The sequence below is a fragment of the Paraburkholderia sp. GAS206C genome (assembly GCF_050435645.1).
GTDB classification, from domain to species: domain Bacteria; phylum Pseudomonadota; class Gammaproteobacteria; order Burkholderiales; family Burkholderiaceae; genus Paraburkholderia; species Paraburkholderia phenazinium_B.
Genome location: NZ_JBNDKR010000009.1, coordinates 65,349 through 88,282, shown reverse-complemented (window position 1 = coordinate 88,282; position 22,934 = coordinate 65,349). Strand labels below are relative to the sequence as shown.

At 59.2% G+C, this 22,934-nt stretch carries 19 protein-coding genes; 9 read left to right on the top strand and 10 right to left on the bottom strand.

All coding sequences use genetic code 11. The features are described from left to right. Positions 1–75 precede the first annotated feature (75 nt). The 3 genes from P3T20_RS25000 to P3T20_RS24990 all read right to left on the bottom strand — a co-directional run bounded on the left by P3T20_RS25000 (position 76) and on the right by P3T20_RS24990 (position 1,759). On the bottom strand, positions 76–357 hold the full coding sequence (locus tag P3T20_RS25000; RefSeq protein WP_429288171.1) for a hypothetical protein: 282 nt from the start codon (positions 355–357) through the stop codon (positions 76–78). Positions 358–448: 91 nt separating this feature from the next. Then, the gene (locus P3T20_RS24995) at positions 449–1,147 is read right to left on the bottom strand and encodes a hypothetical protein (protein ID WP_429288170.1); all 699 of its coding nucleotides are present in this window, start codon (positions 1,145–1,147) and stop codon (positions 449–451) included. A gap of 99 nt (positions 1,148–1,246) precedes the next feature. Then, positions 1,247–1,759, bottom strand: a complete 513-nt coding sequence (locus tag P3T20_RS24990; protein WP_429288169.1) for a hypothetical protein — start codon at positions 1,757–1,759, stop codon at positions 1,247–1,249. Between the two features lie 910 nt (positions 1,760–2,669). Here P3T20_RS24990 and P3T20_RS24985 point away from each other — a divergent pair. Further along, positions 2,670–2,915 carry a hypothetical protein gene (locus P3T20_RS24985; RefSeq protein WP_429288168.1) on the top strand — a complete coding sequence of 82 codons (246 nt, stop codon included), beginning with the start codon at positions 2,670–2,672 and terminating at the stop codon, positions 2,913–2,915. Between the two features lie 683 nt (positions 2,916–3,598). After that, entirely contained in the window at positions 3,599–3,817 is a 219-nt protein-coding gene (locus tag P3T20_RS24980; protein ID WP_429288167.1) for a hypothetical protein, read from the top strand. A gap of 398 nt (positions 3,818–4,215) precedes the next feature. Here the strand turns inward: P3T20_RS24980 and P3T20_RS24975 are convergent, their stop codons facing one another. The 3 genes from P3T20_RS24975 to P3T20_RS24965 form a co-directional block, all read right to left on the bottom strand. Next, positions 4,216–4,929 (bottom strand): site-specific integrase, encoded by a 714-nt coding sequence (locus P3T20_RS24975; RefSeq protein WP_429288166.1) that lies wholly within the window; start codon positions 4,927–4,929, stop codon positions 4,216–4,218. 1,455 nt (positions 4,930–6,384) lie between these two features. Then, positions 6,385–7,341, bottom strand: a complete 957-nt coding sequence (trfA, locus tag P3T20_RS24970) for a plasmid replication initiator TrfA (RefSeq protein WP_429288165.1) — start codon at positions 7,339–7,341, stop codon at positions 6,385–6,387. A gap of 23 nt (positions 7,342–7,364) precedes the next feature. Then, positions 7,365–7,769: a hypothetical protein gene (locus tag P3T20_RS24965; protein ID WP_429288164.1), complete on the bottom strand. Its 405-nt coding sequence runs from the start codon at positions 7,767–7,769 to the stop codon at positions 7,365–7,367. 219 nt (positions 7,770–7,988) lie between these two features. Here P3T20_RS24965 and P3T20_RS24960 point away from each other — a divergent pair, with 219 nt between their 5' ends. From P3T20_RS24960 to P3T20_RS24935, 6 genes are all read left to right on the top strand, one after another. Continuing rightward, positions 7,989–9,518: a hypothetical protein gene (locus P3T20_RS24960; RefSeq protein ID WP_429288163.1), complete on the top strand. Its 1,530-nt coding sequence runs from the start codon at positions 7,989–7,991 to the stop codon at positions 9,516–9,518. 794 nt (positions 9,519–10,312) lie between these two features. Next, positions 10,313–11,047: a hypothetical protein gene (locus P3T20_RS24955; protein WP_143787480.1), complete on the top strand. Its 735-nt coding sequence runs from the start codon at positions 10,313–10,315 to the stop codon at positions 11,045–11,047. Positions 11,048–11,400: 353 nt separating this feature from the next. Further along, on the top strand, positions 11,401–13,302 hold the full coding sequence (locus tag P3T20_RS24950; RefSeq protein WP_074263869.1) for an ABC transporter ATP-binding protein: 1,902 nt from the start codon (positions 11,401–11,403) through the stop codon (positions 13,300–13,302). A 105-nt stretch (positions 13,303–13,407) separates the two neighbouring features. Beyond that, positions 13,408–13,974 (top strand): TetR/AcrR family transcriptional regulator, encoded by a 567-nt coding sequence (locus P3T20_RS24945; RefSeq protein WP_074263868.1) that lies wholly within the window; start codon positions 13,408–13,410, stop codon positions 13,972–13,974. A gap of 174 nt (positions 13,975–14,148) precedes the next feature. Beyond that, on the top strand, positions 14,149–14,574 hold the full coding sequence (locus P3T20_RS24940; protein ID WP_074263867.1) for an organic hydroperoxide resistance protein: 426 nt from the start codon (positions 14,149–14,151) through the stop codon (positions 14,572–14,574). A gap of 33 nt (positions 14,575–14,607) precedes the next feature. Continuing rightward, positions 14,608–15,636 carry an alpha/beta hydrolase gene (locus P3T20_RS24935; protein WP_074263866.1) on the top strand — a complete coding sequence of 343 codons (1,029 nt, stop codon included), beginning with the start codon at positions 14,608–14,610 and terminating at the stop codon, positions 15,634–15,636. 61 nt (positions 15,637–15,697) lie between these two features. On the opposite strand, the gene P3T20_RS24930 is transcribed toward P3T20_RS24935, so the two are convergent. Further along, positions 15,698–16,597: a hypothetical protein gene (locus tag P3T20_RS24930; RefSeq protein ID WP_074263865.1), complete on the bottom strand. Its 900-nt coding sequence runs from the start codon at positions 16,595–16,597 to the stop codon at positions 15,698–15,700. Between the two features lie 235 nt (positions 16,598–16,832). Continuing rightward, complete coding sequence (locus P3T20_RS24925) at positions 16,833–17,897, bottom strand: glycosyltransferase family 4 protein (protein WP_074263864.1); 1,065 nt, start codon at positions 17,895–17,897, stop codon at positions 16,833–16,835. Between the two features lie 715 nt (positions 17,898–18,612). On the opposite strand from P3T20_RS24925, the gene P3T20_RS24920 reads away from it, so the two are divergent. Then, positions 18,613–20,448: an ABC transporter ATP-binding protein gene (locus P3T20_RS24920; RefSeq protein WP_074263863.1), complete on the top strand. Its 1,836-nt coding sequence runs from the start codon at positions 18,613–18,615 to the stop codon at positions 20,446–20,448. Between the two features lie 152 nt (positions 20,449–20,600). Here P3T20_RS24920 and otsA read toward each other — a convergent pair whose 3' ends face one another. Beyond that, positions 20,601–22,043, bottom strand: a complete 1,443-nt coding sequence (gene otsA / locus P3T20_RS24915; RefSeq protein WP_429288162.1) for an alpha,alpha-trehalose-phosphate synthase (UDP-forming) — start codon at positions 22,041–22,043, stop codon at positions 20,601–20,603. Positions 22,044–22,098: 55 nt separating this feature from the next. Continuing rightward, the gene (gene otsB, locus P3T20_RS24910; protein WP_074265973.1) at positions 22,099–22,848 is read right to left on the bottom strand and encodes a trehalose-phosphatase; all 750 of its coding nucleotides are present in this window, start codon (positions 22,846–22,848) and stop codon (positions 22,099–22,101) included. Positions 22,849–22,934 lie beyond the last annotated feature (86 nt).

Genomic DNA, 22,934 nt, shown 5'->3' with positions numbered 1-22,934 from the left:
CAGTGATCGATTACATCGGGTAAGTTGGAAAGTTCTGGTGATGAAAGAGCTTTTGCTTTTTTCTTGGACCTCTGGCTAGTTCCGCTTGTACTTCAGGATTTCTTCTTCGTAGGGCGTCGGGTCTACAGGCGGAATGAACGAGTGACCGTATAGCCCTGCCAAGAATTCGTCAATGCTCGCGCGGTTGCACTGGTAGCCCTTAATATGGCCGAGGTCGACGTTGCCGGCATACGTCGGACCGTTAACACACTGCGTGTACAGCGCTATACGCACATCGCCCTCAGAGGCAGGGCCCCGCGAGCAACCTTGTATTCCGCCGATGATGAATACTGCCGCTGCAACAATAACTTTTTTCATGTGTTTTCAATTGGTCCAGAGTTGTGATTTTCCGATCTATTCCGAACTGACCCCTACGGCACCGTTCATGTCTGCAATCGCCTCCAGCGGCCTACCAAGTAACGTCGACGCTGGTTACGCCGCCTGCCCCGCCGAACTGTACGCCGTCGATGAAGCGGGTCGAATTGGCGATCGCCCTCACCCACTGGTCACCATGCTCGCTGTCGGGCACCGGAATGTGGAAAATCCCCATCGACACATACAGATTGTCGTCCAGCTGGGTCGTCGCGACATGGGAAAGGAACATAGGCAGATGAAATCCCAGTGCGTCGGACGTGTCTGCCACCTCTAGGACCTCACCCCTTGGCGCCACGTTCGTAAAAACGACGGCCGGAAGCGGGTGGCGAAGGCACAGCCGCCCCGTCTTCTCCAGTGCCTGGCCGCTGTAGCTCAGGTCCTTCGGAAGCACCTTCAGGTGCGCCGTCTCCACATCTTGGGCGCTCGGCGCTCTCCCCTCTGCGGCATCTTCGCCATAGACGATCCCGTTCATGTTTTCGCCGTTGAGTGTGAACGCTTCTGCCTCTGCGGCGATCGCCTCGCAGGCACCCCTCCGTTCGTCCGGCGAGAGCTTGTCGAAACCGTATTGACCCAGCACCGACGTGGAAAACGGAGCCTCGACGAGGCAGCGCCCTCCGGAGTCGATAACCGCCTCAGACGTGGCTTCGACGCCAGCGGATTCGGCCAGCAACCAGAATAGTTGCGCAGCAATGTCATGCACAATCTGCGGATTGAGTCTTCGCTGTTGGTTCATTCTTGTTCCCCTTTTGGACCGCCTAAGCGGCGGTGGCTGTTTTCCTTGATCTGACCTCGACCCGCTTTTCCGTGTTTTTGACACGAGGATCAAAGACGGTCACCGTACGCCTCCAGTTGGTTTGACGGCAACCGTCGATTTAAAGGGAACATCAAAGGAAAATTCGTAGCCCGTCGCCGCCTTTAAAGACGCAGTGATGCCCGTTCCTAGTTCACCCTTCCGAAAGATAGCGACTCTCCATACAGATCCCGTGGACCGGCAACGGACCTCATGGATGTCCTGCTCAACCGTCGCGTTGTCATGCATTACTCCAGGGAGAATATGACGAGTGTAGGACGCGCAGCGGGTGAGTTCGACGGCCATGCGGTGCCCATCGGAGTAGTCGTACCGCAACGATCCATTGGATCCGTCTGGACTGAAAGAGGTGGTCAGCCGGGAAAATCCAGCTCTGCTATCGCTCATTTCCACCACATCGAATGCCCCGGTAATCTCGGGCGAAAAGTTTTGAGCCGATGGCGTGGGAGCGGAGGGGTCGATTGCGCAACCTGCCACATGCGTGCAGAGGGCGAGCATCGATCCAATCCAAAAGAAACCAGCTTTTGCTGTTTGCATGTCCAAATCTCTTTGATACGTCGTCGAGTAATTGACAAGAATGACGCGGCGAATTCGGCTTATTTCCGCCCCACGATAGCCTATTCAGTTGATTATGCAAATTGCATGAATCTGCGTTAAACGTGGAATCTGCACCTGACGATCGTTAACGGCATCCACGCGTCAATCTTTATCAAGAACGCTGTCGACTGCCGCGATAGCTACCCATTGTTCCCGCCGAGTCACCTCCACATAGGGGGCGACGTGGTCCAGATGGGAATGCCCAAGCAGTAGCTGCACCGTGCCAAGCGAGCGGCCCTGCGCAATGATGCGGCTCGCACACGCCCTTCGACCACTGTGACCGCAATAGCCGACCCCGAGTCCATACGTGCCCAGAAACTTTTACGCATCGTCCGCGCGAAAAAAAAGGCCGACCGGCTGAGGGTCGGCCAAACGATTCTGGCTATTCCGAAGGCCGTGCCAGAACCTGAGAGGCGGCCACTATTGCAGACCACGCACACTCACTTGTCCCCGGTTGCACGCGATTACTTGAGCTTGACATGCAGCGGCGGCCCGCGCTCGACAATACTCGCGTCGATCAGCTCGCGCAGTGCGTCATCGGACGTAGATCGCGGTAAGCGCATGCCGTACGGCAGGCACAGCTTCGTTTCCGGCAGGTTGCCGTTGGGAGTCGCTGCAAACAGTTGAACGATGACTGAAGGTTTGTTTCCATATGTATTTCACCTGATAGAGATGTCCGTGTGGCACACGCCCACTGCCGGCATAGTCTATTTACTGTTGAGCCGACAATTCAACGGCACCGCGCGAAATACATCGTTTTCCTGTTGCGTTCACGGGGTTATCTGGTCGCGCTCTTTCGAGCCTAGTATCCCCTGCGTAGGATCGGTAGCAAACATCATTTGGCGCACTCATGACAGGCGGCACACAACCGGCCAATCTGCTCACGCAATGCGATCCGTCCGCGCCCTATGCCGGCGAAGTGTGGGTCGAGGCGCAACCCGTAGGCCGTGAGTTCGGCGAACCGCCCGAGATTGAGGACGCCACGATAGCCCGCGCGGCTCGCGACAACCCGGATTTGCCTCGGTCATTCGTAGCCGACACGCTGCACGTGCTGGCCGAGGCCGCACAGAGAGACGACAAGTACGGGTTGCCATGATCAAACGCAAGCTGATCCGCTTGGCGACCGCCGTTGGCGCGGCGTGATGATTCCCGCGAGTCATTTTTTGCGCACCGAACCGGAAATGAAGGAATAGCCTGCAATTGCCCACCTCCTAGTAGGAAGTGCAATTACATCAATGACTTGAGAATCGAGAGTGTAGGAGTCGATCCATGTAATCGCAGGCGCCACAAAGACAAACGCCCTCGACTGGAATCGAAGGCGTTTGAATATTCGGGCTTGACTGGAATCTTGCCCGCTACACTCCCCGGCTGGAACAGGACAAAGTGGATCACTTCGGAGTGTAGCGGAAAGACGCTGACAGTCAACCATCGCCCCCGTCCCGGTCTCGGTAGTTCAACCAATATCCCGCCAACTACGGCGATCACGAGGCGCCGGGCGACACTCGCTTTGAAAGCGAAGTGATCGAACAGGACTTGCTCATCACCTCAACATTGAATCGATAAACGCCTTCTCGCACGACGGCGGTCGCCCACTACACTTGGCATCTGACTGGGCCGACTGACTGGAGGGCCGTTTTCCTCGCGGGTAGCAGAAAACCGGACGACACCTCCTATCCCCGACTACATGAATCGGCGCCGGCTTTCTGGATTTCCAACCCATTGATTTGATTGGTTTTGCAACTCGTAACGAGCGAAACGCTGGCAGGCCTATGAGCTTCCGTGAGGTTATCTGGTCGCGCTCTTGCGCGCCTGACCGCGCCAATCGCACTTGGGCATGAGAACGTTGAGCGGCGCTTTGCAAAGGCTCGGCGTATCGGCAAGAAAGTCGGCATGGCCAAGGCGCTTGAGCTGATTGGGTTGACACCTGGCGGCACACTACACCGGGCGCTCGATCACGCGCTCAACGTCGCTCGCGTGCTACCTTGGGCATTTGTATAGCTACTGGGCCGCTGAGGTTATTTGGTCGCGCAAATGGCGTGCGTATGACCGCCTCGGACAAGAGCCTGCTGTAGACGTTGCTATTTCGCCGTCCAGTGCCGTGACCCTAGACGTGCAGATCTGCTTTCCCTCTGCGTAATTGGTGGCAATCTTCCTTGTTCGCGGAGCAAGCCCTCACCCTGGTTCTCGATGAGTGGGAGTGCACCGAGGCGCTTGTTCGGCTTCAGGGCTGATCCATTCGCCTTTTGAGCGACTGTGTTCGCCCTTTCAGCGACCGTTCGTCTTCAAATCCAAGCCCATGACGCAAGCATGCGTCATTGACGACGCGTAGTTGGGAGTCGAGTGCCCAAAATCTACCGTTCCGCGAGCGGATGACGCATGCTTGCGTCGTCGTTGCGTCATGGCTTCGGTTTGAGGTCTCGTCGCGCAGCGCTAGCAATCTTGAAGCGCGCAAGCCGGTCGACTTTGGGTGAATGTTTGACTGGTCGGGAAGTCTGAACGACAACAGATCTGACGCCCCTGCCGCCTTTCCTCCCGTGAACAGCATGCCCATACTTTCCGAGAGAGTAGTCGGACAAGTGTCCCATGTACTTGGCCGCATGCTCCAACGGCACCGCAGGATCGGCCTTTAGATCACTGGCCATTTGGTGCCGAAAACAATATGGGCTCACCCTCGTCCTTAGCTTTGGAAACACGCTTTTGCCAAGTGTGACAACGCTGTTATAGAGATAATCCGCGTTGTGGGCGATCCGGCATTGCCCTGTGCCATTAACCACGTTCTGGGCCACCAACGTCCGCAGGAACAACAATGCAGGATCGAAATTCGAGTCTATCTTGAACCCATAACGTCGCTTGGGTTGGCCCCGTTCTCGTCCGTCGGCGTCCGTACATTTCGCCCCTGTGATCTCCATGACGAGGAGGTCTCCGCGCAAAAGCATGGTGATGCCCTGCTCGATCTCTGCGGGCCGGCATCCGGTCAGCCAGAGCACCGCCAACGATGGAAGCAACTGCGGGCGGGAGTTCCGCCATTCGGGCTCGCTTGCCCGCTCCCACATATGCTCGCGCCAGTTAGGCGGCAGTGATTTGAGTGCTGATTTTTTGGCTTTCCCCATTTTCGTTGGCTCCATACAAATTGGGTTGCTGATTCGGGCGGTACCTGTTGTGGGGGATTTCGATGTGGTTAGAAATCGGCTGAGAACCACCCCCGAGTTGCTTCGCGCCTCGACCCCTGAGGGGTGCGGGCTTGGCTGTTTTCGGGCACAACTCGCCGTGCATTCGCATGTCTGAGTTGCACCCGAAAACAGCCAAGCCCACTCTTGTCCGACATAAATCTCGGACAAGAGTCCGACACAGATTTCGGTATGGTAGAAATCGGCATTGCGAGCGATCTGACCACGTGAGGATTCCTGTGTGGTTTGGTATCAAGTTGCCGATATGCAGTGGCACGTGGTACACCCGCGCCCGCCCGTGGACCGTTGCGCTGCCCACCCCGCAGTGGGCGTGGACAGCACCGGCTCGCTTCGCTGGCCGGTGTTCCGCAACCGCCCACCGTCTCCTCGCGATGATTGCCTTCGGCCTGACGCGCCGCACTGCGGTACGGCTTGCCCAAGGTGCAAGAGTGACCTAGCCCCCATTCCTGCAAGCCATAGCCGTTGATTGCCGACCACGGCTCGCGCGCGCCGTCGCGCCCGGATCGAGCCGCACGGGCACCGCGCCGAAGGCGTAGGGAGAGCGGCGGCCCGCGCAGCGGGACGATCCGGTTGGGCAGTTGCTGACCGGTGGTGTTTGACCAGGGGTTGATGACGCGTGCCCGGTGTGCATGTGCAGTTGTTTCTCACATCACAAATTGGTTAAGAGCAGGCGAGTTTTCCACACGAGGTCGTGGTCAAAAAAAGGTTACGGGTGGTTACGGGTTTTCACGTCGAGCAAACTCAGAGGGAGCAAGGCTTTAAGGAGGCACCATGGAACGCTACGCCACTGGCGATGCGACGCCATGCGGCTGTAACAGCCGGTTGAACTTGCGACCGATTGGCAAGATGAATCAAGCTTGTCAACGGGGGAGCGCGCAGCGTTCAGACTGGCGCCTCGCGACAGCGAGGCTGTCCACAGATCCATGGGCCTTCCTGATGAACGCGAGTTATCCACAAAGACACCGCCGGTTAAAAACGGTTAGAGACAGGTTAGTAACGGTTAACGCTGACTTTTCCTGACGAAAACCCTTATCCGATAAGGCTTTGGCGATTTGACCCGTCGGTCAAACGTTGCATTTCCGTCGGCTATAAGTTGCATACCTGTCGGCCAAAAATTGCACTGCTGTCGGTCATTAGTTGCTGTTGTCGGTCAAACGTTGCATCGGAAGGAAGTACCCGAAATACGCGCAAATTCCCCAGAAATTTGCTTGAGAAGCAATTTGCCTGATCGGAAAGTTTTCTGCGCAGGGCCAATTGCACGGGCCCAAATCAAGTCTGTCGTTCAAACGTTGCATCGTTGTCGGTCAAAGATTGCAGCGGTGGAAACGAAGTGAGCCTCGGCCGGATTCGGGGATGCTCGATTTCACGGCTTGTACACTATTCGTCGCTTTCAAGCTCCAATGCCGAGACCGGGGCGCGTTCGACGATCACTAGATCCTTGTTCTGACCATCGAATTGCCAACTCGCCAGAAACTTCACGCGCTTCAACTCGTTAAGAGCGTCTTCAACGAGTTCGCGGAGGTGCGCGAGGCGTACAGTAGTGAGACCAGCACCGTCACGAATGGTCTCGAGCTTGATCGGATACGGCTGGCTATGGCTCGCAAAATAGCCATGCAACCAAGTCGCGAGTCCCACTGGTAAGTCGAGCCGCTGTGCCCACTCAACTCGGGTGAAATACCCTTTTCCATCGAATAACTTAACCAGCGCCGGTGCCAGTCTCGCGGTATAGCGGCGCAGTGGCTTCTTCGTCTCAGCATCCTGCCATTCAAACTCGGGGATCATCGAAAACGCCTTACCACTTTCCTTGCCGAGCCTCGTAGCAACGATCTGTAGCGATGCAGCCTGCATCCGAATCATGCAAGTACGCAATCGTTCATAGCTTTCCTTCGTGCGCGGCCAACCGATTGCCTTGAGGAACGATCCAGCCGTGAACTGTATCAAGGAGCCCAGCGGCTGAGATTTCGCGAGCTGGATCAGTTGGAGCCACACTGTTTCATCGTCTTGGCGCAGATCCTCCCCTGTATGCGTCACATGACCGGGGCCGATGACGGCAATCTCTCGCTCCTTTTTGTATTCGCGTTTGGATCGCTTGTTGCGCGCGTTGAAGAGTGCCGACCGGAAAATCTCGCTCGGTAGGGCCCGGAACTTCTCGGGCCAAAACGGCAAAAGCTGCTGTGCATCGACCTCCTCGGCTTTTGCAACTGATTTCGCGTTTGCTTCGGCCCCTCTCTCCCGCACTCTTGGAAACTTCACTAGAGCCTCCGCAATCGGAGCCGGTTCGTCAGCACCGTTCACGGCCGCCGCTGTCAGCAGAACTTCGCTGTCGAGATCCATCGTCATTCTCTGGTTTAGCGGTGTTACTGCTCTGCCGTCTCAGATACTTCACGACGCGGACGGCCACGGCGAGGCAGTCCGGCCGCTTCACGAACCAGGACGCGCTGCGCCCGCCCGCCGAGCACACGTGCCGGATCAACTGGCACCTTCTGCATGCTTTCGAGGAACGCACGCACGTCGCTGACACGCCACCGCACGCAGCGGCTCTCGCGAATGACCGGATCAACGATCTTGCCGACGTGCAGCCGAAAATCGAATGCTGCTCGCGTAATGCACATGAGCGCCGCAAACTCATCGCCGGTGATCATCGCTGCCGGATCCAGATCCCAGAAGAGCGCACGAAAGTCCCGTTGCTCCTGAGTGGAACTATTGTTGTCGCCTTCCTTGATCGATTCCTTCGCCAACCACTTTGCTGCCTGCATTTGCATCCCCCGACTTGTCCGAATGACGTAGAGATGAGCATAGGTACGGCCCGCAGAGTAGACCATTGCCGTGTGGGCGACTTAGGCTCGACTACCCCGCTGTTTAACATGTCCCTCCGATTACCCCCGAAACCGCAGAATGGTTTTGCGAGCGCGTAATCGCCCTTGCGAGGCATTGCATGGATTAGGTATGCTGTTCGCACCGCCTCCGAGCTTGGATCGAGCATGACAAAACCCTGCGGCACGCCCGAACATCAGCACCTCTTAGATGCTGCAAGCAGCATATTGCGACGCATCCAGAGCCGGGCGACCGAGATCAATCCGGGAATTACCACCGCTGACCTAGAAAGCGCTTTGTGTATCAATCCACGCTCCGATACGTCACGGCGCGGCGCGACATTTGAAAAATATCGAGACTGTGGATGGAAAGGCGTTCCGGCAACGCTCGTCCAGACAATTCGCCGTGCTGCAGCGAAGAACTGGCTTACTCTTGAAGACCTCCAGGAACTCGGCTTCTGGGATGAAGCGCTGTTCAACAAACAGCCGGCAGACATTTTTAAAATTCGATGGGATATCCTGACGCTTTTCATTGATGGCGTTAATCACATGAAGGACGGCTATCCACCGATGCCCGAGTTAGGATCGGGAGGTAATGAAATTCTTGAGGGCCTTAGCGACGATAAAATGGCGCAGGCATTCCAAGGGTGGATCGCGAAAATTCGGTGCCTTGGGGGGGAAATCAGGTACCTGCCATACGTGCGAAGGCCGACGACCCAAGATAAGAACTTGTTGGATGATTTTGAATTCGTCCCTAGAGGTGGGGGGTGGTGGGCGTACGAACTTGAATGCCGCGAGCAACGCTTCGCCGACCATGAGGCTACTGCCGACGTCTTCGTTCCCGATTACCATCCAAGCAAGGTCGTAAACCTGCGCTTGTGGGTTGGCGGACGAGACTACTCCGCTTTACCATATTCCCTTCTTGACGAAGGAGAATTCTCCGCCTTTTGGACGCCCAACCAATCCGCACCTTTCACACAAGGCATTGGAAGCGCGGAAGACTCCCGAATTCGCGCCAGGGTGCTAAAACGCAAAATCACCGTAGCAAAGAATAATGCCAAGAAAAGGTCACTGCTCAACCTAGCGAAGCCTAATAGGCTTACATACTGGCCGGACCTCTCAATGTATGGTGCGCGATTGAAGATCGCTCGCCTCCCAGACAATACCGTTCATCTCGTCTTGATCGGCATAGAAGCCGGTACGGCCGAAGCCCAAGGCCTTGAGCCCTTGGGTTTTGTGCCCTCGGTTTCTGGCCGCACCCTCGTGCGCCAAGGGGCTGATTTGCTGGCCGGCACACTGTTCAAGGTGTTTCCGGATATGACAGTGCGCGAAATCCCTGCGTCCAAAGCTTGGATGCGCATAAAGGCTCCCCTGTCGGCACCTGTTGCCATGGAACATCCGCTGGTTGAATCGGGAAAAGCGTCCGACCAATCGATAAATTTAGAACCACCGACAGAAAACTTCGCAATGAAGGTCTCGAGGTACGGTAAGGATGCCCAAGGGCGCGATGCAGTGTTCGGAATTCGCCTTGATACCAACGAAGAAGTAACGGTTGTTCTTCGCCCGGACCCTCATCCGGGTAAGCGACTTCATCCACGGCCGGAAGTCAAAGATTTCGCCGCGGAAATTGGTGAAGTCTCGATGCTTTTCGAGCGATTATCCTCTTGGCACAGCAGTTCGCTGCGTCAATCATCATGAGGCGGTACTGCCCGAATCACAGGCGTGCGCATGCCTGTCGGACTGGCGCAAAAGTGGCGCACCAGCAAGCAACCCCATGCAATGGGTAAACCACCCATGCAACGCCAAACCCCTGTAAGATAGGGGTGTTCGGATTTTTGAAGTCGTATTTCTGGGGCAGTTTTCGGGTTCACACGGCAGGGGTCACAGGTTCAATCCCTGTACCACCCACCAGTATTCAGCCGAAGTCTCTGGAAACGCATCCAGCGCTGGTTTGGCCAACTGTTCCGGCCGGCAGCGAGCTTCTGCTAACGCAACACAAAAAAGCCCTGCAACCGCGGGGCTTTTTTTCGCCCATATTCTCCGGCAGCACCGCGCAGCCGATCGGGTCAACCTCTTGCAGTCGTTCGAGTCACCATGGCCGCAGCGTCGGCTATCAAAGTGGCACGGCCGCTCGCTCGCATGAGGTCGCCTATCGCCTTTCTGCCACTGGAATTCACCGACTCACGGCGGATAGCGCATATAGCTTGTCCGTCATCTATCAGACAATTCACAGTAGCATTCGACTGGTAACCGCCACTGCGCCGCGAGGAGTTTAGAAGCCAACGGTCCATATCGCCCGGAGCGGCTCGCAAATGTTGTCGAGGCGGAAAGACTTTGCCTGGCCGATTCAGCGCGGGATCTTGCATCGTATCCTGCTCAATCGTAGCGGCGACGGGATATCCCGCCGGGTATCGTCGACGTGGTAATGGGTGACGTAGGATCCCGACACTATCGGTCAACGTGCAGCGACGCCTTCCGCGTAAGGTGGACCTATGAATGACAACAATCAAACAGACCAACGGGATCCAGTCAGGGTATTCGAAGGCGTGGTGCCTCGCAGCCTGCTCGAATACATGAATAGCTCCATTGATACTGCAAGACATGAATGGCGCCCGGCCGACGGTCGACGCGCCGCATCGATGGCAAGGAATTTCGCCGAGTTGCTGCGGGCGTCCGACAGCTTCAATGCGATGGAGAGTCGGGCATGCTCTGCCGCTCGCGGTTGGGCGGCCATCGTGCTCGGCAAGGAACTTACCGGCGAGCCGCTTTATGTACTTCGTTGCGTCGACTCTGGCATGCCTTCACAGAGCTACCTGCGGCATTACGATTCCCACATCCTGACGATACTGATTATTTTGCAGCTTGCTGACGGATACGATCGATGCGGCGATCTCGTCGTGTACAAGCGCCAGCGCGAGTCGATTTCGTTGATTGCCAACGTGCGCACCAAGACCTGGCTCATGATCGAGCATGTACTCCCGCTCCCCGTCCGCCGCGCGCTGCTCGATCGTGACCGGTCCAGAGGGCGATGCGATCGGATAGTGTGCTTACCCGGCAACGTCTACGTGTTCAACGGCTTTGTTACGCTGCACAGCAATTTCGACGTCGAGTCAGGGGAACGACGCTCCTTGATCATCCACTACTACGACCCTGGTTTGACCGCTGGACTCCAACGAATCACTCAGACTTTCCGTGGATTCCGCGACCGTCTCGCAGATTTATTCTGAGACCTCTTCCATTCTTCGTATCAAATCAACCACATCCACGCCGCCCGCTCTTGCAACCACAATAAAGCCACTATATATTCGAGCTTCGGACATCAGTTCCGTCCAACGTTGTTCTTCACTTCACTCAACTCTAAAGGGAGGCATCACATGTTGTTCAGCGTGCACATTGCCACCCTTTACGTGGCCTCGCGACCTTAACTAGTCGCCTACGCAGGTCCGCCGTTTCGGCAAGCCTGCGCATTTTCCAGACGGTCTAACACTAGCTTGCCAGTTCGGTCTGGCCCGCTTCGGCTGTCTATTCCTATTGCTTCTGACTGGAATCCCGGGGTCTCTGCGTCCCCAGGCCGTGACCAATGACTACAAAAAAACTCGACTTACGCGGACAGGTCTTTAAGGACGTCCTCGGCTTCACCGTTCGACACTGGCGCGAACAACCCTGGCGCATCTTCGCCGTCACCAGCCTGGTGCTGCTCTCGGCATTGGCCGACGTGCTCACGCCGCTGTTCGCGGGGCACCTCGTCGACGCGATCGCATCGGGCTCGGCCGGCAACCCGGCCGCCTGGCATGCGGCCGTGACCGCATTCGCCATTCTGGCCGGACTCGGTCTCGGCGCCACCCTGCTGCGCCAGGGCGTCTTCATGAACATCATCGTGCTGACGCTGAAGATGATGAGCAAGATCGCCGCCAATGCCTTTCACCGGGTGCAGCGTTTTTCGACCGACTGGCACGCCAACAGCTTCGCCGGCTCGACAGTGCGCAAGATCACGCGCGGCATGTGGGCGCTCGACATCCTGAACGACACGCTGCTGGTGGCGCTGTTCCCGTCGCTCGTCATGCTGGTGGGTTCCACCGTGCTGCTCGGCGTGCGCTGGCCGCTGATGGGTGCAGTCGTCGGGCTCGGCTCGATCCTGTACATCGCGATAACGGCGATGCTGTCGCTCGGCTTCGTCGCACCGGCGGCGCGTCTGGCCAACGCGTGGGACACCCGGATGGGCGGCGCACTCGCCGATGCGGTGAGCTGCAACGCAGTCGTCAAGGCGTTCGGCGCGGAAGCGCGCGAAGAGGTGCTACTCGGCCGCATCATCGATAAATGGCGCCATCGCACCAGACGGACGTGGGTGCGCGGCACGCTCAACGGCGGTGTTCAGGGCGGCATGCTCGTGGTGATCCAGGCGTCGATCCTCGGGGCCGCGCTGTACCTGTGGGCTCACGGCGAGGCCAGCGTCGGCGACATCACGTTCGCCCTGACGATGTTCTTCATGTTGCAAGGCTATCTGCGTGAAGTAGGCATGCACATACGCAACCTGCAGCGCTCGGTCAACGACATGGAAGAACTCGTCTCGCTCGAAAAGCAGCCTCTCGGTATCGAGGACAAGCCCGGCGCACGGTCGATCAGGATCGAAAAGGGCGAGATCCGTTTCGAGCACGTCACGTTCCACTATGGCTCGCTCGCCACGCCGCTGTACGACAACTTCTCGGTGCGCATTGCGCCGGGCGAACGCGTCGGACTGGTGGGGCATTCGGGTTCGGGCAAGACGACGTTCATCAAGCTGATCCAGCGGCTTTACGATGTGACGGGCGGCCGCATCACGATCGACGGACAAGACATCTCCCTGGTCAGTCAGTCGTCGTTGCGCAGCCAGATCGCCATCGTTCAGCAGGAGCCGGTGCTGTTTCACCGTACGCTGGCGGAGAACATCGCCTATGCGCGTCCCGGCGCCACGCGCGCCGAGATCGAGCGGGCTGCGAAGCTCGCCAGCGCTCACGACTTCATCGTGACGTTGCCCAACGGCTACGACACGTTGGTGGGCGAGCGCGGCGTCAAGCTCTCGGGCGGCGAACGTCAGCGCGTGGCGATTGCGCGGGCGTTCCTGGCAGACGCGCCGATCCTGATTCTGGACGAGGCCACTTCGAGTCTCGACAGTGAAAGCGAGTTGCTGATCCAGCAAGCCATGGAACGGCTGATGGTGGGACGCACGACGCTCGTCGTCGCGCACCGGTTGTCGACTGTTCGGGCGCTGGACCGGCTGCTTGTACTCGATAAGGGCAAGGTCATCGAGGAAGGTAGCCATGAAGCGCTGATCCAGCTCGAGAAAGGCTTGTATCGCAGGTTGTTCGAACGCCAGGCGCTGGAGTTAATCAAGGGCCTGTCCGAACCGGACGTGAGAGCGGCAGTGCGTGGCGTCAGCACCAGCAGCAATGCCAATGCTAGCGCCCGGCAGATCGACGACCCGGAAATGCTGGTGGACGAATAATCCGCAAGCAGCGGGGAGGGATGCGCAGCATCCCTCCCCTGCTCCGCAAAAAAATTTTCACCTCACCTCTTGACAGTCTATCTATCAGTAGATAAAGTTCGATCCATGGAAACGACATCGACGGTCCGCGAACAGATCCTCAACCACGCAATCACGCTGATGATGATGCGCGGCTATAACGGATTTAGTTACCGTGATCTGTCGAGTCTGGTCGGCGTAAAGACCTCGAGCATCCACTACTACTTTCCGTCGAAAGACGACTTGGTACTGGAAGCGGTGAACGAGTACAGCAAAGAGGTGTTCGACGCCATCCACACTGTTGACGCTTCCTTGCCGGCTGATGCAAAGCTCAGCAAGTACGCAAAGATGTTTGGCAGAACCCTCGGTGACGGCAATCAGATCTGCCTGTGTGGCATGCTGGCTGCGGACATCGAGTCATTGCCCGAGAACATTCGCCACGCAATACAGGCGTTTTTCAAGGCGAACGAAAACTGGCTGGCCAAAGTTCTCGCGCAAGGTGCGCAGGAAAAGACGCTGGCAGTGAACGGCAAGCCGGAAAACGCGGCGCGCACGCTCTTCGCCGCGTTCCAGGGCAGCGTGCTGGCGAGCAGGTTGTTTCACACCAAGGCTCGGCTCGAAGATATCGAAGCTTCGGTGAGAATCTCGCGGTAACGCAGTCGAATTGCGAGGTGGTACGCCACCTCTTTAGTTGGCCGAGTTATCTATCTCTGAGTAGATAGATAACCGGGAGATGTGAAATGGAAGCACGCACTTTTTGTAGATGGAAATCTATCTAGTAGTAGATAGCAAACTTTAGCAACTCAACCTCTTGAAAGGAGTTTCACCATGTCCCTCGACAAAGTTCTCTACCGCGCCCAAGCCCACGCAACCGGTGGCCGTGACGGTCGTGCTGTTGTGCCCGCAGGCAATCTCGACTTCAAGCTGACCACGCCGAAAGAGCTGGGCGGAGCCGGCGGCGAAGGCGCCAACCCTGAACAACTGTTTGCGGCCGGCTACAGCGCGTGTTTCCTCGGCGCGATGAAGTTCGTCGCCGCACGCGACAAGATCGCCATCCCGGCGGATGTGTCGATCGACGGCAGCGTCGGCATTGGCGTAATTCCGAACGGCTTCGGCATCGAAGTAGAACTGAAGATCTCGCTGCCCGGCATGGCACGCGAAGCGGCGCAAACGCTGGTCGACCGTGCGCACATCGTCTGCCCGTACTCGAATGCAACGCGCGGCAACATCGACGTGACGCTGACGATCGCTTAAGCCCCACTTCAACTACATCAACCGGAATCCACCATGAAGACCGTCAAACCCATGCTGCTCGCCGTCGCTCTTGCTGTCAGCACGACGTTTGCCGTTGCCGCGACGCCGGCAGCACCCGCCACGCCCGACCAGGTGACAAGCCAGTTCCTCCATGCCCTCAACAGCGGCACAGGACCGGCAATCAATACGTTGACCCCGGCCGAAGCGCGTCAGGTGCTGATCGCCGCGCAGAACAGCGTCAAGGTCGATCTGTCGGGCATCGAGGTGTCGAACAGGACTATCGAACAGGACGGTATAACCGTACCGATCACGATCGTACGTCCGCAGGGCGCAACGGGTACCTTGCCGGTCTTCATGTTCTTCCACGGAGGCGGCTGGATTCTTGGCGACTTCCAGACCCACGAGCGTCTGGTACGCGATCTCGTCGTGCAGTCCGGCGCGGTGGCGGTGTTCGTCGACTACACGCCGTCGCCGGAAGCACGTTATCCGCTGGCGATTAACCAGGCGTACGCGGCGACCAGATGGGTTGCGGAACATGGCAATGACATCGGCGTCGACGGCAGCCGCCTGGCGGTGGTCGGCAATAGCGTGGGCGGCAACATGGCCGCGGTGGTCTCGCTCATGGCGAAAGACAAGCAAGGCCCGACGATCCGCTTTCAAGGTTTGATGTGGCCGGTCACGGACAACAACTTCAACGACGGCTCGTATAAGGCCTATCCGGAAGGGCACTTTCTGACCGCTCCGATGATGAAGTGGTTCTGGGACGCGTACACGAAGGACCCGAAGCAGCGTAACGAGATTTACGCATCGCCGTTGCGTGCCTCATTGGATGAGTTGAAGGGCCTGCCACCTGCGCTGATTCAGGTCGCCCAGTTCGACGTGCTGCGCGATGAAGGCGAAGCTTACGGACGCAAGCTCGACGCAGCAGGCGATGACGCGACCACTGTCCGCTACAACGGCACGATCCACGATTTCGGCTTGCTCAACGCACTCGCCGAGGACGCACCGACGAAGGCCGCGATCAAACAACTCGCCAACGAATTGCAATCGCGGCTGAAGTAAGTCACGCAGCAAAGAAAGGCAAATCCGGCAACGGCGCATCATCAGGCAACACTGCGCCGTGTCAGGCCTGGCGCAGCGAAGTATCGAGCGCACGGGCGGCGACACGGTCGCCTTCAGTGGCAAGCGCCGCACGAAACACCGTTTGACGGTTGTGCCCTGCTGCTGCGGGAGAATCCCACAGCAGTTCAACCTTCGGCCGACGATGCATCCAGCCCACCTGGGCTGCCGCGCGCGGCACCGACGCGGCGGCCGCAGGCGAGGCGGGTGCGCTTTGGGTGTCGGCAGTGTTGACAACAACCGCTGCGGCAGCGCTCCCGGCAACGTTCGCAGGAACTGGCGCAGACACCGGCGCCGGCGTTGCACCGCCAGCCTGCCCGTCCGGCCAACGCACCGACAACTCGCGCGCGTCATACTGGCCGAGCTTGCGGCTTTCCACCCAGACAACCACCGTGCGCGTCGTGGCATCGACAGAGATCGCGTAGCGCCCTATCGCAAAGCGGCGCGCCGCAACGTTGGTGCGCCACAGTGCGCGCGGACGGCAGATCCACATGACTGCCGCATACAAGGCCGGCGCCGCCACCAGCCAGCCGTTGGTTGCCGCTATCGTCTGCAGCGCGCGACGCCCGCCCGCGCTCCAGACGAAGGCGCCCACCGAAAAGACCGCGAACAGGAATCCCAGGAAAGCGAACACTCGCAACGCCTGGCGCAGCCATTGCGGCAGCGGATGGAACGGGCGCTCGGCGCGGGCGCGCGCGCCCGGCAAAAAGATCAGCAGGAACAGAAAGACAAGGTTGATGCAGGCCCATGGCGACGAAGCCATAGCGGCCAACGACGACACGAAGTCCATCGTCGACATCGAAAACAGCCACCGCGCCAGAATCACGAGACCGATGGCACGCAACGCGAAAATCGTTCCGGCGCCTGGCGCCGCGTTCGCACGCGTCTCTTTCGTTCTCGCCAAGGCATCCTCCTGTCGTTGACGACGCCGCAGCCCAATTTGCGGCACGGCCATTATAGGGATATTACCGAGGCGGCTCACGGTTACTCCCTCCAAAACACCACTTTCAACACATTCATGACGCAATGCGCGGCGCCCATGCAACAACGCCCCGCGTGCATCGAGCACGCGGGGCGTTGTCGGTGTCCAGCAAGCCGTCTGCAGGCAACGGCGCCGAACGGGACAGCTTACGAGAGTGTCAGCTTGCGTTGACTTCGCGCAGCACGGTACGGCGCTTCTGACGAAGCAGCTCTTCGTACGAAGCAACGTAGTTCTGCGCCATCACCTTCGACGAGAAACGCGATTCAAACGCCTTGCGGACCGTTTCGCGCGGCAGTGTGTTCAGACGCTTGACGGCAGCGACTGCGCTGATTTCGTCTTCAACCACGAAGCCCGACACGCCGTTCTCAATCACTTCCGGCACCGAACCGCGGTTGAACGCGATGACCGGCGTACCGCAAGCCATGGCTTCGATCATCACCAGACCGAAGGGCTCCGGCCAGTCAATCGGGAACAGCAGCGCGTGGGCGTTGCCGAGGAATTCGGTCTTCTCTGCTTCGCTGATTTCGCCGATGTATTCGACGTGCGGCAGCGACATCAGCGGCTTGATGACTTCTTCGTAGTACGCGCGGTCAGCCTTATCGAGCTTGGCGGCAACCTTGATCGGCAGGCCGGCCTGTTCGGCGATGCGGATGGCCGTGTCGAGACGCTTTTCCGGCGAGATACGGCCGAGGAAGGCGAGATAGCTCGGCTTGACGTTGGGGATCGGCTTGAGCAGGTTTTCCGGCAGACCGTGATACACGGTCGACAGCCAGTTGGCCTGTTGCAGCGGCATACGCTGGTTGTCCGAGATCGACACCACCGGCACGTCGCTGAACGTGTTGAAGATCGGTTGCAGTTCCGGCAGATCGAGACGGCCATGCAACGTGGTCAGGAACGGCACCGGCTGACGGGCGAACAGCGAGAACGGATAGTAGTCAATGTGGAAATGCAGCACATCGAATTCGTCTGCGCGACGGCGCACTTCTTCCAGCAGCAGCATGTGCGGAGCCATCACGTCGCGAATCGTCGGGTCCAGGCGCAGCGCCTGCGGCCAGAACGCTTCGAGTTTCGCCGAGGTCTGCGAATCGCCGCTCGCGAAGAGCGTCACATCGTGTCCCTGTTCGACCAGAGCTTCAGTCAGGTAGGACACTACCCGTTCCGTTCCACCATACAGCTTGGGGGGAACCGCCTCGTGCAACGGAGCGATTTGAGCGATTCGCATAGAGAGAACTCCTCGTAAAAAAATCAGGCAAAAGTACTGCGGTTTGTTAAAAGCGACTCGCTTTGCTCGCCTTGCCAGTCGCGCCGGGACTACCTGGCGCGGGCCTGTTTCTTCGAGAAATCCTGCGATGGATCGCTTGGTAAGGATGCCCAGACTGATCATCGTCACCAGGCTGCACATGTGCTTTAAAACGCATATAGGGCAGACTCGTTGACAACTTGTCAGATAATTTTCATGGGATCATCGAGGCTGCATTATGGGTGTCGACACCCCTGCGCAGCCCAAAACATTTCAAACACTTTACGTTGTTACAAAGCCGAAACACTTTGCAAACCCTTGTTTTCTAAGACAGTTCTAGAGTAAGGGCTGGCCACGACACATGGCCTGCAGACGGCTGCTTGCAACTTCTTCCGTCAATGCTTCCAACGTGTTGCCCTTCGCCGCCTGGCCGAAAGTGCTTGCGCGTTGAATGGCTTTTGTAATTATATCTCGAAATTATTCCGCAAACTGAATGAACGACTGCCGCCTCGCGGGGTCGAGGAAACAGGGTGTTGCGGATGCTCATCGCGAAAATGAGTCGCGTCCCGTGCGGTTCGAACAGGGCGGAATGCCTTTTGCGTGTTTACAATGCGAGCATCTGCCTTTTGTGGCGATGCGTCCCGTGGCCCATGCCGTTGCATGACATAACCTGAAACACACCGACCACACCGATCAATTGGAACATCTCACCATCGCCCAGCGCAATGCCCACAACGCCAAGCTCGCGAGCTATGCGCACAGGCCGCTTGCGTTTCTTTTTCGCTATATCCGCCGCCACCCGCTCGCGCATGCGATCGTCCTGTGCAGCGTGTTCGCGGCTGTGGGCTGTGCGCTCGCTTCTCAATATGCGATCAAGCATCTGATCGACGTGCTCGGCGGAGGCCGGCATCATCCCGGCCCGCTGTGGGGCGCGTTCGCCATCCTTGTCGGTCTGATTGCCGCGGACAATCTTCTGTGGCGGGTCGGCGGCTGGGTCGCTGCGCACACGTTCGTCGCCGTTACCGGTGATCTACGGCGCGACCTGTTCCAGTATCTGAGCGGCCATTCGCCAACTTATTACTCGGAAAAGCAGCCCGGCATGCTGGCGAGCCGGATCACGGCCACGTCCAACGCGGTCTACACGGCCGAGAACACTACAGCATGGAATGTGTTGCCACCGTGCATCGCGGTGCTCGGCGCCATCGTCATGATCACCGCCGTCAACCCGTTGATGGCGGGCGGTCTGATGGTCTGTTCGGCGATCCTCTCGGTGGTGCTCTACAAACTGGCCGGGCGCGGTTCAGCAAGGCACCATCACTTCGCCACCAAGGCGGCTTCGGTCGACGGTGAGCTGGTCGACGTGATCAGCAACATGGGCCTCGTGCGCGCTTTCGGTATGACGATTCGCGAACAGGCGCGCTTCGGCGCAACGGTCAAGGCCGAGATGGACGCGCGCCAGCAAAGTCTGCTCTATCTGGAGAAGCTGCGCCTCCTGCACGCGGTCATCACAGCCATGCTATCGGCGGGCCTGCTCGGCTGGGCGCTGTGGCTGTGGGACAACGGCCGGGCTACCTCCGGCGACATCGTGCTGGTCAGCTCGCTCGGCTTTACCATCCTGCACGGCACGCGTGACCTTGCCGTCGCACTCGTCGACGTCACGCAGCATGTCGCGCGTCTCGCCGAAGCGGTGCGCACGCTGCTCGAACCGCACGGCATGCCGGACCGCTCGGACGCCGTCGAACTGGTGCCGCAGGGCGGACGCATCGACTTCGAAACCGTGACGTTCGCGTATCCGCGCCGCCGGCCGATTCTCGATCACTTCCAGTTGCATATCCCGGCCGGACAGCGCGTTGGGCTGATCGGCAAATCGGGCGCAGGCAAGTCGACTGTACTTTCGCTGCTACAGCGCTTTTACGAAACGCAAGGCGGGCAGATCAAGATCGACGGTCAGGACATCGGATCGATTACGCAGGACAGCCTGCGCCACGCCATTGCCGTCGTGCCGCAGGACATCGCCCTGTTTCACCGCACGGTCTACGAGAATATCGCCTACGGCCGCCCTGAGGCAAGCCGCGACGAAGTGCTCGCGGCGGCCCGCGAGGCGCGCTGTTCGGACTTCATCGAAGCCATGCCGGAAGGCTACGACACGATCGTGGGCGACCGCGGTGTCAAGCTCTCGGGTGGTCAGCGGCAGCGCATTGCAATTGCGCGCGCCATCCTGAAGAATGCGCCGATCCTGCTGCTGGACGAGGCCACCTCGGCGCTCGACAGCGCGTCCGAAGAAGCGATCCAGAAGGCGCTCGACCGGTTGATGGTGGGCCGTACCGTGGTGGCCATCGCTCACCGCCTGTCTACGCTGAACAGCTTCGACCGCATCATCGTGATGAGCGCGGGCAAGGTCGTGGACGACGGCACGCCGGAAGAACTGCGCAACCGTCCGGGGTTGTACCGTGATCTGCTCGCGAAGCAGTATGGCAAAGGCGCCACGCTGCATGCGGGCGGCAAGAAGGTCGACGAACAGCACGTGGTTTGAGCGTTGGCCTGGTGGCGGGCAGGTTCGGAGCCGCCGCGGCCACCGTGACGATCTACCTCAATGCGAAAAAAGCCGCTTCGATGTTTGAAGCGGCTTTTTTGCGCCCGGAGGCAGTGTGTTGTGCTGGCTGGGTATCTGCGCGGCATGCACCGTCACCCCGCCAGCGACTCACGGCCGACCGCTGGCGTCCCCTCCTCGCCGTCCACCACCGTGCCCGACGCCTGCAAATCGCGCATGAAGTTATCGCGCCACACCGAGACGTTGTTCTCGCGCAAGCGCACCATCATGTCGCGATAACGCGACTGACGCTCGACCAGCGGCATCGACAACGCAGTCGCTAGCGCCTCTGCCATGCCGTCGATATCCACCGGATTGACGATCAGCGCGCCGTCCAGTTCCTGCGCTGCCCCCGCGAAACGCGACAGCACCAGCACGCCCGGATCTTCCGGATCCTGCGCCGACACATACTCCTTGGCGACGAGGTTCATGCCGTCACGCAACGGCGTGACGAAACCAACGTGCGCCGTGCGAAACAGCGCCGCCAGCACCGACCGCTCGTACTGACGATGAATGTAGAGAATCGGCGCCCAGTCGAGCTCGGCAAAACGGCCATTGATACGCCCCGATTCGCCTTCCAGTTGCAGACGGATGTCCTGATAGGCGTTCAGGTCGGCCCGGGTCGGCGGTGCAATCTGTAGAAACGAAACCTTGTTGCGCTGCGCCGGGGAATGCTCAAGCAGACGCTCGAAGGCCCGGAACCGCTCCACCAGCCCCTTAGAATAGTCGAGGCGGTCGACGCTCATGATGAGCTTGCGCGAGTGCAGCGTCGCCTTCATCGTGCGCACCGGCTTGCCGCGCTCGCCTGCTTTCGCGAGTTCGGCGATCTCGTCCGGATAAACGCCGATCGGATACGCCGATGCCTTCAAGGTCCGGCCAAACGCCTGCACGACAGCCGGGCCCCCAGCGGACGCTTCGACGCTGCCGTTAGCCTCGTTGACGATGTAGTCGCAAAACGCGCGCAGGTCGGGCGCGGTCTGGAAGCCGAGCAGGTCGAACGAGCACAGCGCTTCGACAAGTTCGCGATGCGGTGGCACCGCCAGCAACACCTGCGAGGCCGGAAACGGGATATGCAGAAAGAAGCCAATACGATTCTTGACGCCCGCCGCACGCAAGGCCTGCGCAAACGGGATCAGATGATAGTCATGAACCCAGATCACGTCGTCAGCGCGTAACAGCGGCACGAGTTGCTGCGCGAGCCAGGTGTTGACGCGGCAATAACCGCCGAAGTCATGCCGGTCGTATTGCAGCAGATCCGCGCGGTAGTGAAACGCCGGCCACAAAGTGGCATTCGAAAAGCCGCGGTAGTACTGGTCGTAATCGCGCCGCACCAGCGCAATGGTGGCGAAAGTCACCGGGCCGCGCTCTTCCACGCTGATCTGCGGTTGCCCGGAGCTGACCACGTCGCCGCTCCAGCCAAACCACATGCCGCCGGTTTCCTTCAGCGCATCGTAGACGCCGACCGCCAGACCGCCTGCCGCCGGGCCGCCTTCCGAGATCGGCGCGACCCGGTTCGATACGATAATCAGTCGGCTCATGAAGCGCGGTTTCCGTGCAGAAGAACGAGCGGAGTGCAGCGAGACGCAGCGCGAGTCATGCGCTGCGCGCCGCGGTGACGATGGCGTCGAGCCAGCCGAGCAAGGCGCCCACCGAATCGAGCCGCGAGCGCGCAATCGTGTCGCCTGGGCCGACCTTGATCGACACGCCGCCGAGTTCGTTGACGACCGCGAAGCCCTTCTCGTCGGTCAGATCGTCGCCGGCAAAAACCGGCCGGCGGCCGGTGAACGGCGGCTCATCGAGAAACGCCCGCACTGAGCGACCCTTGTCGACGTCCTTCGGTTTGATCTCGTAGACCATCTTGCCGGGCTGCAACACGTAGGAGCCAGGGTAGTCGGCCACCAGCCGCTCAGTGGCGGCACGCGCCACGGGCTCACGATCCGGCGCGTTGCGATAGTGCAGCGCGAGCGCTGCTCCCTTGATTTCGAGCAGCATGCCGGCGTTTGCGTTGACGACCTCCGCCAGCACCTGTTCCATGCGCAACAGGCGTTCGTCATGAAAGCCGATGCGCTGCGTGTCACCGTTCGAATCGCGCCGCTCAGCGCCGTGCAGCCCCGCGATCGGCAAATCGGGCATGCCGAGCAAGCCGTCGATGCTCTCGATGCCACGTCCCGACACCACCGCCGCGGCGCCGTTGGTGAGGCGGCGCAGCTCGGTCAGCAGTGTGACGACCTCAGGCTGCACCAGCACGCCATCGGGCGTGGGGGCCAATTCGACGAGGGTGCCGTCGAAATCGAAGAAAAATGCCGTCTCGCTCAGAGACAGAACAGCCGGAGGTGCTTGCATCGGTTTATCTTGCCTTTCAGCCGCCTGGAGCTGCAAAAGTGTGCGCATCTTACCGCGCATCCCGCTATTTTTCGGGAAAGTAAGGC

Coding starts and splice junctions, on each gene's coding strand:
- P3T20_RS25000 (WP_429288171.1), bottom strand. CDS start 357: ATGAAAAAAGTTATTGTTGCAGCGGCAGTATTCATCATCGGCGGAATA.
- P3T20_RS24995 (WP_429288170.1), bottom strand. CDS start 1,147: ATGAACCAACAGCGAAGACTCAATCCGCAGATTGTGCATGACATTGCT.
- P3T20_RS24990 (WP_429288169.1), bottom strand. CDS start 1,759: ATGCAAACAGCAAAAGCTGGTTTCTTTTGGATTGGATCGATGCTCGCC.
- P3T20_RS24985 (WP_429288168.1), top strand. CDS start 2,670: ATGACAGGCGGCACACAACCGGCCAATCTGCTCACGCAATGCGATCCG.
- P3T20_RS24975 (WP_429288166.1), bottom strand. CDS start 4,929: ATGGGGAAAGCCAAAAAATCAGCACTCAAATCACTGCCGCCTAACTGG.
- trfA (WP_429288165.1), bottom strand. CDS start 7,341: ATGGATCTCGACAGCGAAGTTCTGCTGACAGCGGCGGCCGTGAACGGT.
- P3T20_RS24965 (WP_429288164.1), bottom strand. CDS start 7,769: ATGCAAATGCAGGCAGCAAAGTGGTTGGCGAAGGAATCGATCAAGGAA.
- P3T20_RS24960 (WP_429288163.1), top strand. CDS start 7,989: ATGACAAAACCCTGCGGCACGCCCGAACATCAGCACCTCTTAGATGCT.
- P3T20_RS24955 (WP_143787480.1), top strand. CDS start 10,313: ATGAATGACAACAATCAAACAGACCAACGGGATCCAGTCAGGGTATTC.
- P3T20_RS24950 (WP_074263869.1), top strand. CDS start 11,401: ATGACTACAAAAAAACTCGACTTACGCGGACAGGTCTTTAAGGACGTC.
- P3T20_RS24945 (WP_074263868.1), top strand. CDS start 13,408: ATGGAAACGACATCGACGGTCCGCGAACAGATCCTCAACCACGCAATC.
- P3T20_RS24940 (WP_074263867.1), top strand. CDS start 14,149: ATGTCCCTCGACAAAGTTCTCTACCGCGCCCAAGCCCACGCAACCGGT.
- P3T20_RS24935 (WP_074263866.1), top strand. CDS start 14,608: ATGAAGACCGTCAAACCCATGCTGCTCGCCGTCGCTCTTGCTGTCAGC.
- P3T20_RS24925 (WP_074263864.1), bottom strand. CDS start 17,897: ATGCGAATCGCTCAAATCGCTCCGTTGCACGAGGCGGTTCCCCCCAAG.
- otsA (WP_429288162.1), bottom strand. CDS start 22,043: ATGAGCCGACTGATTATCGTATCGAACCGGGTCGCGCCGATCTCGGAA.
- otsB (WP_074265973.1), bottom strand. CDS start 22,848: ATGCAAGCACCTCCGGCTGTTCTGTCTCTGAGCGAGACGGCATTTTTC.